Source organism: Sphingobacterium sp. JUb56 (assembly GCF_014191365.1).
Lineage (GTDB): Bacteria > Bacteroidota > Bacteroidia > Sphingobacteriales > Sphingobacteriaceae > Sphingobacterium > Sphingobacterium anhuiense.
In genome coordinates this window covers 3,756,647-3,774,350 of record NZ_JACHWL010000001.1, presented here as the reverse complement: position 1 = coordinate 3,774,350, position 17,704 = coordinate 3,756,647, and the positions used below count along the sequence as shown (strand labels likewise).

Sequence of the window (17,704 nt, the reverse complement as noted above, 5' to 3'; positions counted from 1 at the left end):
TTTTCGAAATGCAAGTAGTCAAATTGGCTTTCTCTCTATGATCTATTTTTATTAGTGATCAATATCTTATTTTCTCAAAAAGTATATCTTAAAGTTTAGGTGTATTTCATTTCTAAGATGATTTACTTTAATTCTGATTTAATTTGTATCCTCTTTTTCCTATATTGCCTATTCGTGTATAGGTTAGTGGAAAATGGTTTCATAAAGCAAGCTTATTTTTGTGTTTCAATGTTTTTGTAATTATTAAAGATTTGTATTGAATGAATAGTACGCTAGCTTCCTTTTTTATATGCCGCAGACAAAGAAAAATGAAGTATGGAAAGTCTCTACTTCTAAGATTTTTGAAAAAAATAAAATTTACTAACCATTATAGATACTGTATTTACCAATCACTTACTGTCTTGTAATATACTGAAAATGGGATAGATAGTGTTGGATAATGCGAGACCTAATTCTGTAGATGTTGCAGTTTATTGCAAATTCTATTATTTATAAACATTCCCCTTATCGTACATGTAAAAAGTTAATGCTTCTTAAATTGATCTAATAATAGTCATCTTTTTATTTCGAAATATTGATTTACGATTTTTAATGGCTACCTATCGAGCTTTCCAATATAGTTTCTTAGTTAGCGTAATGCTACATCGCTTATTGATTTTAGAAATTATAATCAAAAATTCATGTGTTTAAACTTATTTATCTTGCGTTTTATTACCGATATAAAAAAAATAGTTGCAAAAGTTTGCCAAATAAAAATAATGTTATAACTTTGGTTTTAACATTATTTAACAAATGATGTTAAACAAATATTTTTTTAAATATCTGCAATCAGCCACATTGAAAAGCACCCAAGCACTATACAATCGTATTTCTTTTTTAATATTAAACTTGACAAATAGTCGCATGCATGAGAAAAAATGCAATCGATTGCGTAAAAGTGATTAATGACGAAATGTTTGAAAAAGATTAAAATATTGATTTATAGTTGTTTGGCAAACGAAGTTACTTAACCAAAGTCTTTAATTAAGACTTTACACACTTACATAAAAATAAACATATGAAACAAACATTACTCAGTTTTGTGGTGGGTAGTATGATTCTGACATCGGTCGCTTTTGCACAAGAGAAAAAGGTTGCTGGTCGCGTTGTAGGCGCCGATGGCAAACCTTTAGTTGGAGTGACAATAGTTGTAAAGGGGTCAAATCAAGCTACTCAAACCGATTCAAATGGAAACTATTCCTTTTCTGTACCTACGGGAAAGATTATTGTTTTCAAATCATTAGGTTACGGTGAAAAGACATTAATTGTTAAAGAAGGTTCTTCAATATTTAATGTTACTTTGGAAGATTCGAGAGAAGAGCTTAATGAAGTTGTTGTTGTCGCTTATGGTACTGCTAAAAAAGAATCACTAACGGGTTCTGTATCATCAATTGGAGCAAAAGATTTAGAAAAAAGACCAGTAACAAATGCTTTCGCGGCTCTGGAAGGATCAGCAGCAGGTATTCAAATAAACAATACATCGGGCATGCCTGGTGATGAACCAAGTATTAGAATCCGTGGTTTTTCATCCTTAAATGGATCTAATGATCCGTTATATGTAGTTGATGGTGTTCCTTTTGGTGGTAATATTTCTGATATCAATCCCAATGATGTTGAAAGTATTTCTGTATTGAAAGATGCATCTTCATCTGCGTTATATGGTAGTAGAGCAAGTAATGGTGTAATCATTATTACAACAAAAAAAGGAAAGGCGGGCCGTTCTCAGGTAAATGTATCGACAGATCAGGGATTTTACTCAAGAGGAATTGCTGAGTATAGTCGTGTAAATGATAGACAATTTATGGAAGCAATGTGGACAGGATACCGAAATAACCTGTTGAGCACGAACTCCAAAACTTATCCAACAACAGAACTCGCTAATGCTGAGGCTTCCAAGTCTTTAATTAGTAACTATTTGAAATTAAATATTTACGATAAAGAAGATGATAAATTATTTGATGAAAATGGAAAATTGGTTTCAGATGCACAAATAAAAAATGGATATCGTGACGATTTAGACTGGTTTAGTGAGGTTGATCGTATTGGTCACCGCCAAAATTATAATATTGATGGAACGACTGCTACTGATAAAGCTAAAGTATTCTACTCTACTGGATATTTAAATGAAAAGGGATACATTAAAAATTCTGGATTAAAAAGGTTTACTGGAAGATTGAATGCAGAACTCCAAGCTAAAGATTGGTTTAAATATGGTTTCAATTTAGCTGGTTCTCACCAGATTTCGGATAGAATTAGCGGTTCCACAGATGACGCTAGTTCATTTACGAATCCTTTTAATTATGCACGCTCAATTGCACCTATTTATCCAATTCATCTACATAATGCAGATGGAACTTATGCACCTGGTCTCTTAGGAGAAAAACAGTACGATAATGGAGAATCTACACGATTGCAATATGTTGGACGCCACACAATTTGGGAAAATGAATTGAACAGCGATCAAACCATTAGAAATACAATGAACGGTAGAGCTTTTCTAGAATTTAAGTTTTTAAAGGATTTTACTTTTACGGTTAATGGTGATTTAAATGTACGTAACTCCGAGCGTCGTACCTATAATAATGCGATTATTGGTGATGGCGTAGGACAGGGCCGTGCTGCAAGACGTACTTATAGATATAAGAATTATACAGCCCAACAATTGTTAACTTGGAATAAAGATTTTGGCGCGCATCATATTGATGTATTGGCGGGTCATGAAAATTATTATGATAACATGAGTTACCTTTATGGGTATAAGACAGATGAAATCTTCGCTGGTAAAACTGATATGATCAACTTTACAAAGATTACTTCTTTGTATGATTATCAAGAAGATTATCGTGTAGAAAGTTATTTGTCTCGTGCTCGATACAATTATGAAGGGAAATATTTTGCGGAAGCATCTATTAGAAGAGATGGATCTTCTCGCTTTAGTGCAGAAAACCGTTGGGGTAACTTTTGGTCATTAGGCGGTAGTTGGATCGTATCGAAAGAAGATTTCTTCAAGAATGCTTTAAATACAGTAAATGACCTTAAGGTAAGAGCGTCTTATGGTGAAGTAGGAAATGATGAAAGTGCAAAAAAATATGCGCATTTATCACTTTACGCAATGGACCAAAATGCAAATGCAGGAGCAGTTTATAAAAGTCAGATTCCTTCCCCAGACTTAATCTGGGAAACTTCTAGCTCTTTTTCTGCAGCAATCGAAGCGAAATTGTTCAAACGTGCTAACTTAAGTATCGAGTATTTCAATAAACAATCAAAAAATTTGATTTTTGATCTTAATTTACCGTTATCAGCGGGGCCTAACTCCACAAGTACTGCTGTTTCAACTGTAACTAAAAACATTGGATCAATGTCTAATAGAGGTATCGAATTAACATTCGACGTAGATGTATTAAGAGGTGAAGGTTGGAGATGGAATGTTGGTGCAAATGCGACTTGGTTAACAAACAAAATTTTAAGTTTGCCAGAAGAGAACAGAGAAAATGGCGTTATAACTGGAAACTTCAAATGGGTTGAAGGTGGTGGACGTTATGATTTTTGGATGTTTAAATATGCCGGGGTAGACCAAATGACAGGTAAATCGCTGTATTTAGCAGACACAGAAAGATTTAATGTGAATGGTTCTGCACCAGATAAAGCGGCAATACCTGCGGCCGAACTAGTTGAGATCAACGGAAAATATTATGTTACCAATGCTTCATCTTATGGAGTAAGAGACTGGTCCGGATCGGTTATCCCAAAAATGAGCGGTAGCTTCAATACAAACTTTGAATATAAAAATTTCAGTTTATCAGCTTTATTCACTTACGCAATCGGAGGTAAAGTTTTTGATTCTTCCTACAGGGATTTGATGAGTATGTCAGGTACTCCAGGGGCTTTACACACGGATATTATGAACTCATGGTCCGGTATGCCAGAAGGAATGACTACGACATCTGAAAATAGATTAGATCCCAATGGAATTCCAGCTATCAACTTTTCACAAAGTAATATGAATAACTTTACGAGTGACCGCTTTCTTATAGATGGATCATATCTTGTTGTGAAAAATATAGCATTTGGATACCGTTTGCCAAAACAGTTGATCAATAGAATTGATTTGTCTTCAGTAACAATCGTAGCAGGAATAGAAAATTTGGCTACAATGACAAAGCGTAAAGGTATGAACCCGCAACAACAATGGAATGGTATAAGTACAAATGCTTGGGTTACTCCTCGTACTGTATCTTTTGGTGTAAAAGTTGGACTATAAGAATTTAAACAATGAAAAAAATTAATTATATAAAGTTATTATTATTAGGAGTTGTCTCTCTCTCGTCTTGTAATAAGGATTATTTAGATACACGTCCTACAGATTCTGTAGAGAAATCTGAAGTTTTTGCAACCACAAAAAGCGCTAAAGTTGCTGTAAATGGCCTTGCCAAAATGATGACTCAGCAATACTTAGGTACCCAAGGTTTCAATGGAGAAGGCACAATAAAGATGTACTACGGTAACTACCCAGGTAACAATTTTTTTGTCAATCTAAGTGGTTGGGCTGATATCATTAACTCCAATTATAATCAGAACTTAACAAGTATCTATTTATATTATCCTTGGTATTATTATTATAAATTAATTGCAAATGCAAATGAAATTGTATTAAATATTGATGGAGCTGAGGGCCCTGTGGCAGAAAAACAATTTATAAAAGCACAGGCTTTAACTTTCAGGGCATACAGCTTTATGATGTTGGCTCAAATTTATGGAAATAGATGGAGTGATTCAAACAATGGACAAACAGCAGGACTGGTTTTAAGAACTGACGTGTCGACAGGAGATATGCCGTTATCTACTCTTGGACAAACTTATGATTTAATTTATAAGGATTTAAGCGATGCGATATCCATGTACGATGAGTCAAAATTAAACCGTGAATCAGGGAAGAACTTTCAGGTTAATAGAGATGTGGCTTATGCTGTTTATGCAAGAGCAGCTCTGAATAAGCAAGATTATGTCAGCGCAGAAAAATATGCGATTCTAGCTCGTGAAAATTACAAATTGATGAACAATGATGAGTATAAGAGTGGGTTTTATGATCCAAATGGTGAATGGATCTGGAGTAGCTATGGTGCTGCAGATGAAACGCTATTCTTTTACTCATTTCAATCCTATATAGCTTATAATTCAACGGCTAGTGCGGCTAGAACTACACCAAAATGTATCAGTAGAGAGCTTTTTGATAAAATCCCAGCTTCTGATATCAGAAGAGGTTTATTTTTGGATCCTAATGGTGAGGCATATACAACTGCAACTGGTATTGCAGGTACTGCAATGAAAGCGAGAGCATTTCAAACATTTCCAGATTTGCAATCGACAGCGGTTCCTTATGCTTATATGAATTTCAAATTTAAGGCAAAAGATCTTCCTGGTGTTGGAAATTTAAATCATTTTAGAGCTGCTGAGATGTACTTGATTGAAGCTGAAGCTAAATATTTCCAAAATAAGCCGGCAACTTCGGTTCAAGCTACTTTGAATGCATTAAATACTTCTTCTGGCAGAGATGCAAAGTATAATTGTACAAAAACAGGCGCAGAATTATTAAAAGAAATCAAATTATATCGCGCAATTGAGCTTTGGGGTGAAGGATTTGACTGGTTTGATATGAAAAGATGGGGTGATCCGATCATTCGAAACGCGCATGCAAATGGAGGAAATTTCTTGACGTCATTAGCCGTTACGATCAATCCTCAAGATAAAAATAAATGGACTTGGTCTATTCCATTAAGAGAGTCAGACTATAATAAAGGCTTAGAATAAATATTAATATTAAAGCCTTGATTCAATTCAACGCCTCCAAGAAGATTTAAGCTTTTTGGAGGCTTTTTTTATGATATTATTTAATATTATAATATAACTGTTTACCAAGTCGTCATTGAGAATTATTTAATTCAAAATCGGGTACCTTATTCCTTTTTTCGTATATTGTCTATACCAATATAGACTTTCATGAAAATAGGCCTCCTATTGTTGATATGTTTGCTTTTCCAAGTTGCTTTTGGGCAATCAGGGTTTGTTTTGCATAAAAACAAGAAGCTAAGTTTCCCCTTTATATTTGTACATAATCTCGTTATAATACCTGTAGAGGTAAATGGTTTTATGATGAATTTTCTGCTCGACACCGGAGTAAAAGAAACAATGGTCTTTGGCAAGTCTTTAGGTGAAGTCGACAGTACAATCTTTAAAAATAAGTTTCAGGGTCTTGGAAGGAATGCCGGTATTGACGGTATTTTAGCGATCAATAATCATGTGGTGGTTGGGAAAAAAATGGAAGACATAGATCATCCTATTTTTATTTTAGATAATGAGCATATTGATATTTCATCACGAATTGGGGTAGAGGTAAACGGTATATTGGGAAGTCGTTTTTTTACCGATCATAAGATTGCATTTGATTTCATAAAAAAGCGAATAACGGTGTATCCCAATGATAGCAATCCAAAATTATGGTCTAAAATGACCTCCTTACCCTTGGAGATAATTTCAAGTCGCCCCTATGTTGCGATCAAAATACAGCAGAATGAAGACGAGATCGATGGCAAAGCACTTATTGATATGGGAAATAGTGATGCTGTTTTATTATTAAAAGATAAAATACAAAATTATCAAGTTCGTGCTCCTTTTATAGAAGATTATATCGGTCAGGGGTTCAGTGGAGAAATTTATGGATTACGTAATCGGATCAAGAAATTGTCTTTAGGGCCATTTGCTATGTCATATCCTTTAGTCGCTTATCCGGAATTGGAATCAGTACAAAATGCAAAGATGATCAACGATAGGATAGGTTCAGTTGGCAATGAACTGTTGAGACGTTTTAAAATTATTTTTGATTACCCCAATCATCAACTGTACTTAAGTAAAAATAAAAATTTCGACAAATTCTATTATCTCAATATGAGTGGGCTGGAGATTATTCATGATGGTGTTCAATGGGAAAAGGAAGAAATTCCGGTTGCCTTAAAGAAGGATGGTAGTAAAGAAATTAATTTCGATAATAAGGTACAGTTTAAGTTTGTTTTGAAAACACTTTTTAAAATTGATATGGTTAGACCAAATTCACCAGGTCAGTTGGTTGGGATCATGAAAGATGATAAAATTCTAACTATCAATGGTAAAAAGGCAACCTCATACTCGCTGGAGGATTTAACAAATTTAATGAAATCAGAAAATGGAAAAGAGATCGTAATGAAAATAGAACGAAATGGTGAAAAAATGGATTTTCGATTTATTTTGAAAGATCCTCTGCCTTTTGATCATGATTAATCTACTTTTAGCCAGTGAATAAATAAATTTCTATTTCTAACTCCAATTAAGCTGATCTCGTAATTGAGCAAAACTAACAACTCGTTATTTTTTTCTATGTAAACATTTTGTTAGGTAATTGTAAGCGCTACTTTAAATCAGACTAATACTTGAATCTCTGTGTAAATATCTTGTTATACAGACATTCGTTATGAATTGGTATTGTTTAATATTGATTAACTTTACCGAGTAATTTTTAATATTAATCAACTTAAATCAAACCTTTTACCCAATGTCATTCATTATAAACTGAAATTTGTATGATTTACGAATAACAGCAATCAAAAATCAACACTGTATTTCTAAAAGCTATATTACTTTTAAAACCTAAAGGAGGAGCTAAACGATACAGATAGCAACTAGTAATGATTACTAAAACAATTGTATTCTAATGAAAAAGAACCTTATTTTTTTAATTGCCCTATTTTTTGCACAAACCATTAGTCAAGCGCAGACTGGAAAAATCAAACACGCTGTGCTCGTTGGTTTTGATGGATTAGGTGCTTATGCAATCCCAAAAGCTGAAATGCCCACTTTGAAACAAATGATGGAAGATGGAAGCTATAGCCTTCATGTCAGAACAGTACTGCCTTCATCAAGTGCGGTGAATTGGGCATCTATGTTGATGGGAGCTGGTCCAACTATGCATGGTTTTACAGAGTGGGGAAGTAAGACGCCCGAAATTCCAGCGATAAAAACAACCAAGAATGGTCTATTTCCTTCAATTTTTAATGCAGTAGCATCTAAAAACCCTAAGGCTACTTTTGCAGTGATACACAGTTGGCCAGGTATCGGTTACCTCATTGATAAAAATGTTGTGCAACAAGTCTATAATATGGAAGACAACGAGGATAAGACATTAGAGAAGGCAATTGAAGTTATTAAAAGAGATAAACCGACACTTACTTTTGTGCATTTTGATCAACCTGATGGTGTAGGACATAACATTGGACATAATACTCCAGAATATTATGCAGAACTGAAAAATGTAGACCGTAGAATTGCGCAATTACAGCAAGCTGTTAAAGATGCAGGAATGGAGAAAGAAACTATTTTTGTCATCTCAGCTGATCACGGCGGTATTGACAAAGGACATGGAGGTAAGTCGTTAGCTGAAGTTGAAATTCCCTTCATCATGACGGGTCCAGGTGTACCAAAGGGAAAGCAGGTAAATCAACCAATGTTAATTTATGATATTGCACCTACATTGACCTGGTTATTGGGAGCAGAGCAAGATGAGGCTTGGAGAGGTAAGCCCATTAAAGCTTTTCAAAAATAATGATTAAGATCACATTCAGATTTGAATACAAATTTGAACTCTTTTAAGTTTAATTACAATAGTAAAAAACCATTTATTGCAATGTTTAAATTTTTTCTAACAGCTATTTCTTTTCTAGTACTTATCACTTCCTGTAAGGTAAGCAATCATCCAAAGTCACATCCCTATGTGTACATTCAAAGCGATGCTCGTGAAGCTAAAAAATGGAAATTGGTTTGGGAAGATCAATTTAATGAAACCTCCATTGATACGACAAAATGGACAAGAATTTCTGCAGGTAGCGCCGATTGGAATCGCCATATGAGTACAGACGATGCCTGTTTTGCAATGGAAGATGGTAAACTGATTTTGAAGGGAATTAATAATACTGATCTGACAAAAGATCCCCGTCCATTTCTGACAGGAGGAATTTGGAGTAAAGGAAAATTCGCTTTTCAATATGGACGAGTGGAAATCCGCGCGAAACTTGGGAGTGCTCAAGGTGCATGGCCAGCTATGTGGATGTTAGCGGAATTAGATAAATATGGAAAATATCCAAAAAATGGAGAAATCGATATTATGGAACATTTAAATTCTGATTCCATCATCTACCAAACAACACACTCCTATTATACCTTAGATTTAGGACAAAAAACAAATCCTCAACACGGCGGAACAGCTAAGATCAATGCAGGTGAATATAATGTATATGGCATAAGCTGGTATCCTGATCGAATTGTATTCCAGTTAAATGGTAAAGATACGTTTACATATCCTCGCATAGAAGGGGTTGATAAATCACAATGGCCATATGATCAGCCTTTCTTTCTATTAATTGATCAACAATTAGGCGGTAGTTGGGTTGGAAAAGTCGATCAGAAACAACTGCCAGTTGAAATGATCATTGACTGGGTTAAGGTTTATCAATAACCTATCTCAAAGATTAGATTTAATAGTACCAATGAGTAGCTTTATTTTTAGCTGACAAAAAGTTAAAATAATTAGGTTCATTACAAACAAAACAACTTTAAAAGTTAATATACGATAAACTGTAAAATGAAAAAAAAGTATTATCTATTGACATCCTTATTGGCACTAGGGATGGGTGTTGCAAATGCACAGTATAAAGGTCATATCTTTATCGATTCGAATGGAAATGGTCAGTTCGACAGTGGCGAACGTACTGTTGAGCATGCTGTTGTTTCCGATGGTTATCAGGTTTTGAAAACAGATGCAAATGGACAGTTCGAAATACCAGCAAATCCTGCAGCACGATTTGTATTTGTAACTGCTCCGGCTGGTTTCAAGCCTGCAAAAAGTCATTTTTTAAAAATAAGTCCTGACCGTAAAGAGTATTCAATTGGACTTCTTGAGGATACTTCTCAAGATCCGAATGTTTTAAATTTTATTCAAATAACAGATACCGAAACATATTTGTATGGTCCATGGATTGAGAATGTCCGTAAATATGCTGCAAATCAAAAAAGTTCTTTGATCATGCATACCGGTGATATCTGTTATGAACCAGGCATGCGTTTTCATGCGCAGCAAGTAAATAGCCAACTGATGGGCTTACCTGTTTATTATGCTGTTGGCAATCATGATCTCGTAAAAGGAGAATATGGTGAAAAGTTGTTTGAAGATTTGTTTGGTCCGACCTATTATTCTTTTGATGCCGGTCCTGCACACTTTGTTGTTACGCCGATGTGGGGAGGCGATTATAAACCAAGTTATACAAGAGATCAAGTTATCGCATGGTTGAAGAAGGATCTAGAATTGAAGGATAAGAATAAACCGGTTATTTTTATTAATCACGATTTTGATATCGGACCTGACTTTATTCTAAAGGGAAAGACTGAGGAAATCGATTTAAAGAAATATAAATTAAAAGCGTGGTTATTCGGTCACTGGCATAATAACTATTCTTTTGTTAATGCAAGCAGCGGTGTTCGTGTTATTAGTACAAATGCACCTAATAAGGGTGGTATCGATCATGCTGTTGGCCAGTTTCTGCATATTAAAGTTACTAAAGATGGTGTTGAAGATGTTTCTCCAAAATACAGTAATTTGTTTGATCATATTCAATTGATAGATCCGGCATTACAAAGCACTGAAAAAGGGAAAATTCCTTTCCGTGCGCAAGTATACGATAGTAATCGAGATGTAGCATCTGTCCACGTGAGAGTACTTGATAGTAAAGGCAATCAAGTAGCCTATGCACCGTTTAAACCATTATCAGATTGGTCATGGGAGACAGAACCTCTTATGAATGTAAGTAATAAAACATGTACTGCTTTTATTGAAGTCAATTACAATGATGGTACCCAGGCAACCAAAAAAGAAACTTTTGGAGTGAATGATAAAGCAAATCAGCTTCAACTTAAATGGACTGGAAACTTAGGTGGAAATACTTGGAAAGTGAGTCCATTACTTGTAGAAGGTCTCGTTTTGGGAGCAACTTTTGATGATGGTGGAAATGGTAAGTCCCAAATTGTAGCTTTAGACGAAAAGTCAGGAAAGACTAAATGGACTTTTTCAACAGCTAATTCCATCAAACAGAAACTCCGTTATCAAAATGGCATTGTTGCGGCAACTGATGTGGCAGGAAATGCCTACGCTTTGGATGCTAAAACTGGGAAGCTGATTTGGAAGAAAGAATTAAGTCAGGGACGATTACCAAGTTATGTTACAGCCGGAGCAATTTATGAAGGAGTATACTATACTGGTTACGGTTCTTATCTAACCGCTTTAGATTTAAAGACTGGCCAAGAGCTATGGAGAAATCAGGATTGGAATGGGGGAGAGGCAATGCCAGGAGAGATCATAGTAACCAAAGATCAGTTGTTTACAGGAGCTAATTGGAACAGTTTATTTGCTCATGACCGCAAGACAGGTAAATTGATGTGGAAGAAAAATGAGGATGGTCTACGTTTTAGAAGTGGTGGAGTTGCGGTAGTAGGTAATGAAGTATATGCAACTGGATTAAATACGGTATTTGTGCTAGATAGATTATCAGGAAACGTTTTACGAAAAAAGACACTTGATTATGATTTCAAAGTAATGGCAACGCCTGTAATAAGTGGCGAACAATTATTACTATCGACTTCGGATAAAGGAATTGTTGCTTTGGATAAGAATACGCTGAATGAAAAATGGAATTTCACAACTGGAGAGGCTTTAATCTATACCTCATCGTATAGTTCACCAGATCAAAATAAGTTAGTTGCAACTGTAGAGGCAGCTCCGCAGCAAGTTGGAACTGACTTTGTATTTGGTGCGTCGGATGGATTTCTTTACCGTCTAGATCCACAGGGCAAATTAAAATATAAAATTAATTTAGGTGCTCCAATTTTAGCAGAGGTGCTTGTAAAAGATGATTTACTTTATGTGACAGATTTTGCTGGAAACGTATATAGTTTTCAACAATAACTAACACATTTTTGATTTTTGAAAAGGCGAACCATCAGTTCGTCTTTTCTTGTTTTAAATCTTTATTAAAATTTGCCAAATAAAAACTCTTATACAACATTTAGAGTTTAGCAAATAATAAAATAGCACATCACAGGTATTTGTAAATATGATACAAACACTATTTATGCTTTACGACTTTTGCAACATAAGAAATTGTTAACATATGCTATGAAACTTCCTTGTGCAAAATTTTCATTCAAGTTTGAAAGCTGTTAAAACTTGGAAATGATTATACTTTTTACTAATTTATGTTTGTGCTATAATATTAATTGTTTTTGTGATAATAAAAACTTAATATGCATCAGGGTAATTATTTGTGTACTTTTGAGGTTAATTATGGAAGATAATACAATATTTAAGATCAGTAATAAAATTAAGGAAATCCGAAAGATTAACGGGGTTACCATTCAAGAAATAGCCCTTAAAGCTGGTGTCAGTAAAGGGTTGATTTCTCAGATTGAAAATAATCGAACGGTTCCTTCATTATTTGTCTTGATCAATATCATCAATGCACTTGATGTGGATTTAAATGAATTTTTTAAAGACTTTAATTCCGATAGTACGTTGGGGCCTATTATCGTCAAAAGGAAAGAAAATTACGAAGAGTTTGAAAAGGAACAAGCAATTGGATTTCATTATAAGCGAATATTAACCTCTTCTATTGATAGCTCTACTTTAGACATAGTCTTATTGGAACTTCTTCCAGATGCTAAACGGCCTATGGTGGAGACTGAAGCCTTTGAATATAAGTATATTTTGAGTGGTCAGGTTGAGTATGTATTTAGGGATCAGGTTATTGTGCTTAATGAGGGTGATTCTATTTTCTTTAATGGACGTCTATCGCATACACCGCGAAACATCGGAAAAGATAAAGCAATCATGTTAATTGTTTACTTTTTTGAGCAGAACAAAAAATAGTGAACTCATTTAAGATCATATTATAGACTTTCTCCCATAGAAAGTCTTTTTTTGTTTTAGGCTTAATTCAATTAATTTCTATATTTGTTTACAAATACTTAACAGAAGTTTAGTAATGTGTTAATCTTTGAAGTTTACTTTTGGTTGTGGAAAAAAATCACATTTACCAAATGTCTAAATAATGGAATTAACGCAAAGATTTAAACAACGTATTAGTCAACTGGATGAACGCTCTGTTGCCATGATATTGGCCCTTACAGCATTTCTTTGCTATACCTGTATGTATTCATTTAGAAAATCTTTTACTGCCGCATCTTATGATGATGCTTCAGTATGGGGAATCAATTATAAAGTCTGTTTAGTTATTACTCAGATGGTCGGGTATATGTTTTCTAAATTTTATGGAATAAAATTTATTGCAGAAAGTAAGCAAAAGAATCGTGGACGCTATCTGATTATATTGATCTGTATTTCCTGGTTAAGTTTGTTAGCATTTGCTTGGTGTCCGCGTCCTTGGAATATTATTTTTCTTTTATTGAATGGATTTCCCTTAGGCATGGTGTGGGGTTTGGTTTTTAGTTATCTGGAAGGTAGACGTTATACAGAAATAATGGGAGCAGTTATGGCTGTCAGTTTGATTTTTGCTTCAGGTTTGATTAAAACAGTTGGACGTTGGTTAATGGCTACTTTTCCAATAGATGAATATTGGATGCCCTTTTGTACAGGTTTTTTATTCTTACTACCTTTTATCGGATGTGTCTGGTTGTTAGAGCATGCACCGGGACCAACAGAACAGGATAAAGCCTTGAGAACAGAACGAGTAGCGATGGATAGTACAAGTCGAAAAGCGTTTTTTAAAATGTTTAAACCTGGAATTTTGCTTACTGTTGTTATTTATACCATGTTGACAATTATCAGGGATGTTCGAGATAATTTTGAAATTGAAATCTGGGAAATGCTCCATGTAAAAGGCAATGGCATTTTTGCAAAAGTTGATGGTATAATTGCTTTGATTGTATTGGTACTGGTGGCATTGTTGATTGTGGTGAAAGATAATTTAAAAGCATTTAAATTGATTCACATGTTGATTATAGTAGGTTTTCTTATAGCAGGTGGTTCTACTTATCTTTTTAGCCATCAACTTATCGATGGATTAAGTTGGATGTTGCTGGTAGGGCTTGGTCTTTATTTAGCATATATACCGTACAACGCCATCTTTTTTGAAAGGATGATTGCTACATACAAAATGAAAAGCAATATAGGTTTTGTCATGTACTTGGCAGATTCGATCGGATATTTAGGCAGCTTTATAGTTTTACTGAATAAGGAGTTATTACCTAATTCCGTGACGTGGGGAAGTTATTTCATACAATTGGTTTTTTTCGCATCTATCATCGGTGGAGGATTATCCTTACTATCTTTATATTATTTTGCGCGTAAAAAAGAAGCGATGGATAAACAGGAACAGGAGGCAGAGAAACCTTGGTGTGTGAATAGTAGTGATGTTCAAATAAGTTAATAAAAATACATAAAATGAATTTGAGTAAATATGATCTAATCGTAGTGGGAGGAGGAATCTTAGGAACCTTCCATGCCTACCATGCTTTGGTAAAAGGATTACGCGTTCTACAATTGGAGAAAGATAACTATCCGGTAAGCTCAACAGTACGCAATTTTGGACAGGTTGTGCCATCAGGGATGTCTGGAAAATGGTTTGATTATGGTGTTAGAGGTTTAGAAATCTATAAGTCCATTCAAAATGAAATGGATATTTCTGTTCGCAATAATGGCAGTATCTATATTGCATCCGACGCAGATGAAGTACAGATGTTGCATGAATTAAGTGCACATTATAAGCAGGTTGGATATGCGCATGAGCTATGGTCAAAAGAACAGATCTTAAAGACCTATCCTATGATGAAGGACACGTATGTAAAAGAGGCTATTGTTTTTAAACAAGAGGTAAGTGTTGAACCAGATTTAATGATCCATCGCTTACATGCTTATATGCAGACTAAGTTTGAGCAGTATACATTAAAATATGATGCAACTGTAATGGCTTGTGAGGATAATGCCGACCTTGTTAAAGTGACAACGAATGATATGCAATTATTCGAGGGGGATAAGGTTATCATATGCAATGGATATGAATTCAAAATTCTTTATAGATCACTATTTGAAGATAGTGGTTTGAAGATCAGTAAACTTCAGATGATGCGTACAAAGCCGATGAAAGATCTGCATTTACCAGGAAATATTTTAACAGGGCTTACGACAAGACGTTATGAAAGTTTCGAAGAATATTGTCCATCTTTCCATCAAATAAAAGTGCCTGAACACTATAAAGAATTGCGTGAACAGGGAATACATATCTTATTTAAGCAAGCCATAGATGGTAGTATCATTGTTGGAGATTCACATGAATATGCACAAGGTAATCAACTGGATGAATTAGGATTTGCTATTAATTCAAAGATTAATGATCTCATGTTGAATGAAGCGAATCGTATTATCACTATGGATCAGTCTATGATTGCAAGCTCATGGGCTGGATTTTATGCTCAACATGACAATGATATTTTAGAAGTGGATGTAAGTGATCGTATTCATGTACGTACCGGAATCGGCGGAAAAGGTATGACAGCCAGTGCTGGTTATGCCGAGCAAAGCATTGAAGCGATCTGTGGATAAAAGCAAAATATAAAGAGTAGTTTTAGAGGCCTAGCATTTAGTTGCTAGGCTTTTTTTATATATCCAGTTGAATATTGGCTTGATATCAGATATGGATTTCGATGAGGTAAATAATAATATTAACTCTTTTTAAAGATATAGTTGATAATTTTTTCTTTTATAGCTATAAAATGATACATTTAGGGAATTAAAAAGAAGTTAACCAATTATAATGAAAAATAAGTTAGGCTATAGATTGCTTTGGGAACGTGTGCGGAATGGTGATGAACAAGCGTTTTTTGATTTATATGCCGCATTATTTAACGAATTGGTGAATTTTGGTATTCGTACATGTGGAGATGCTGATCTGGCGAGTGAAGCAACAGATGAAATTTTCGTTACCATTTGGGAAAAACGAGATCGCCTTGATCGCGTAGAAAATGTGCAGGCATACCTCATTACATTTTTAAAAAGAAAAATCCTTCGGCTCTTAGAAAAACAACATAAAATACAAACTGCTTTGCGACATGTTAAAGCAGAAGATGATTGGATAGAAATGCCTTATGAAGAATTTATTATTAAGGTACAAACAAATGAATGGATTCAGATCCGATTAAGAGAAGCACTCGAAAAATTAAGTTTTCGTCAAAAACAACTCATTCATCTTAAATTTTTTGAAGGATATTCCTATGAAAAAATAGCAGAAACCACTCAAATGACTGTCAAAACTGCGTACAATACTTTGTATGATGCTTTAAAAGTGCTGCGGCAAGAATTAAAAGATCTTTAAAACTATAATAGATTGATGATTTTATTTGATTGATTTAAAGCTTGTTATATTTTATTTTAAAATTTCTTTAGGAAAAAAGTGCAATCGTATGCACTCTATAGTAAAGACCTAAAGAATGAGCCAAAAAGATTATAACAATATTGAAGACTTTTTAATAGATGATACTTTCCAAAAGTATTGTTCTGGAGAAAATACATCTTGCAAACAATATTGGGAACAGTATATTGTCAATCATCCTGAGCAGTTAGAAACGATTCAGCATGCCAAGAGATTATATCAAGTTCTTGTAGGCAACAAACCTGCTGTTAATGAAAGGTTGGAGCAAATGAAAGCTCGCCTTAAAGAGGAGACAAATGAACTTTCTATTTTTTCCTGGCATCTATCTCACTTATTTCGTATTGCCGCGGCTCTTGTACTTTTCGGCTTGGCTTACTTCTGGTATACACAGTTTTATTCGAAAAGAATTGAACCTTTGGATCAATTTGTGGCCGCCCAGATATTCCAAACTAAAAAAGGAGAGAAGAAAACATTTGATTTGCCAGATGGGACCACAATCACATTAAATTCAGACAGTAAACTGGAACTTGATAAGGATTTTAATGATCATGCACGACATGTCTATCTAACTGGAGAAGGCTTTTTTGAAGTTAAAAAAGATAAAGAGAAGCCCTTTGTAGTTTATGCTAATGATTTTGATATTTCTGTCCTCGGAACAACTTTTAATGTGAAATCCTATCCTAATGATGGAACATCTGAAGCTTTTTTAGTGGAAGGATTAATTGAGATGCGCAGCAAGGGAATTAATGAGAACTCCATGATTATCAAGCCTAATCAGAAAATTATCTTATATAAAAATCAATTTATTGAGTCTAAAAAAGACCCCGCTGTTAAAAAGGAGGTATTAAAAAGTAGTGTTAAGGAAATCAAAATTCAAGATTTTTCAGTAGATGAACCTGCCGTTAGTTCAAAGGAGATTGCCTGGAAAGATAATCGATTAGAAATCATGGACCAAGATTTTGAATCATTGCGACATACCTTAGAACGATGGTATGATGTGGATATAGAGATTAAAAATAGAAATCTTGAAGATTATCGCTTTACAGCGACTTTTTCAAAAGAAAATATAAACCAAGTATTAAATGCATTACAAAAAGTAGAACCTTTTAATTATGAGATATATGGAAGAAAAATAACCATTTACTAGAAAA

11 protein-coding genes are annotated in these 17,704 nt (G+C 34.3%); all 11 read left to right on the top strand.

The genetic code is table 11. The features are described from left to right. The first annotated feature begins 1,057 nt into the window (after positions 1 to 1,057). The 11 genes from FHR29_RS16095 (at position 1,058) to FHR29_RS16045 (ending at position 17,700) form a co-directional block, all read left to right on the top strand. Positions 1,058 to 4,300 (top strand): TonB-dependent receptor, encoded by a 3,243-nt coding sequence (locus FHR29_RS16095; RefSeq protein WP_132844520.1) that lies wholly within the window; start codon positions 1,058 to 1,060, stop codon positions 4,298 to 4,300. 11 nt (positions 4,301 to 4,311) lie between these two features. Next, positions 4,312 to 5,847 (top strand): RagB/SusD family nutrient uptake outer membrane protein, encoded by a 1,536-nt coding sequence (locus FHR29_RS16090; protein WP_183915756.1) that lies wholly within the window; start codon positions 4,312 to 4,314, stop codon positions 5,845 to 5,847. Positions 5,848 to 6,186: 339 nt separating this feature from the next. Continuing rightward, positions 6,187 to 7,350 (top strand): PDZ domain-containing protein, encoded by a 1,164-nt coding sequence (locus tag FHR29_RS16085; protein ID WP_183915754.1) that lies wholly within the window; start codon positions 6,187 to 6,189, stop codon positions 7,348 to 7,350. Between the two features lie 430 nt (positions 7,351 to 7,780). Next, positions 7,781 to 8,668 (top strand): alkaline phosphatase, encoded by an 888-nt coding sequence (locus tag FHR29_RS16080; RefSeq protein WP_183915752.1) that lies wholly within the window; start codon positions 7,781 to 7,783, stop codon positions 8,666 to 8,668. 81 nt (positions 8,669 to 8,749) lie between these two features. Then, complete coding sequence (locus tag FHR29_RS16075) at positions 8,750 to 9,577, top strand: glycoside hydrolase family 16 protein (protein ID WP_183915750.1); 828 nt, start codon at positions 8,750 to 8,752, stop codon at positions 9,575 to 9,577. Positions 9,578 to 9,703: 126 nt separating this feature from the next. Continuing rightward, positions 9,704 to 12,076: a PQQ-binding-like beta-propeller repeat protein gene (locus FHR29_RS16070; protein ID WP_260292157.1), complete on the top strand. Its 2,373-nt coding sequence runs from the start codon at positions 9,704 to 9,706 to the stop codon at positions 12,074 to 12,076. A 378-nt stretch (positions 12,077 to 12,454) separates the two neighbouring features. After that, on the top strand, positions 12,455 to 13,036 hold the full coding sequence (locus FHR29_RS16065; RefSeq protein WP_132844511.1) for a helix-turn-helix domain-containing protein: 582 nt from the start codon (positions 12,455 to 12,457) through the stop codon (positions 13,034 to 13,036). 181 nt (positions 13,037 to 13,217) lie between these two features. After that, positions 13,218 to 14,555: a DUF5690 family protein gene (locus tag FHR29_RS16060; protein WP_183915748.1), complete on the top strand. Its 1,338-nt coding sequence runs from the start codon at positions 13,218 to 13,220 to the stop codon at positions 14,553 to 14,555. A gap of 14 nt (positions 14,556 to 14,569) precedes the next feature. Next, positions 14,570 to 15,727, top strand: a complete 1,158-nt coding sequence (locus tag FHR29_RS16055; protein WP_183915746.1) for a TIGR03364 family FAD-dependent oxidoreductase — start codon at positions 14,570 to 14,572, stop codon at positions 15,725 to 15,727. Between the two features lie 211 nt (positions 15,728 to 15,938). Further along, entirely contained in the window at positions 15,939 to 16,496 is a 558-nt protein-coding gene (locus FHR29_RS16050) for an RNA polymerase sigma factor (RefSeq protein WP_132844508.1), read from the top strand. Positions 16,497 to 16,611: 115 nt separating this feature from the next. Beyond that, entirely contained in the window at positions 16,612 to 17,700 is a 1,089-nt protein-coding gene (locus FHR29_RS16045) for a FecR family protein (RefSeq protein ID WP_183915744.1), read from the top strand. Positions 17,701 to 17,704 lie beyond the last annotated feature (4 nt).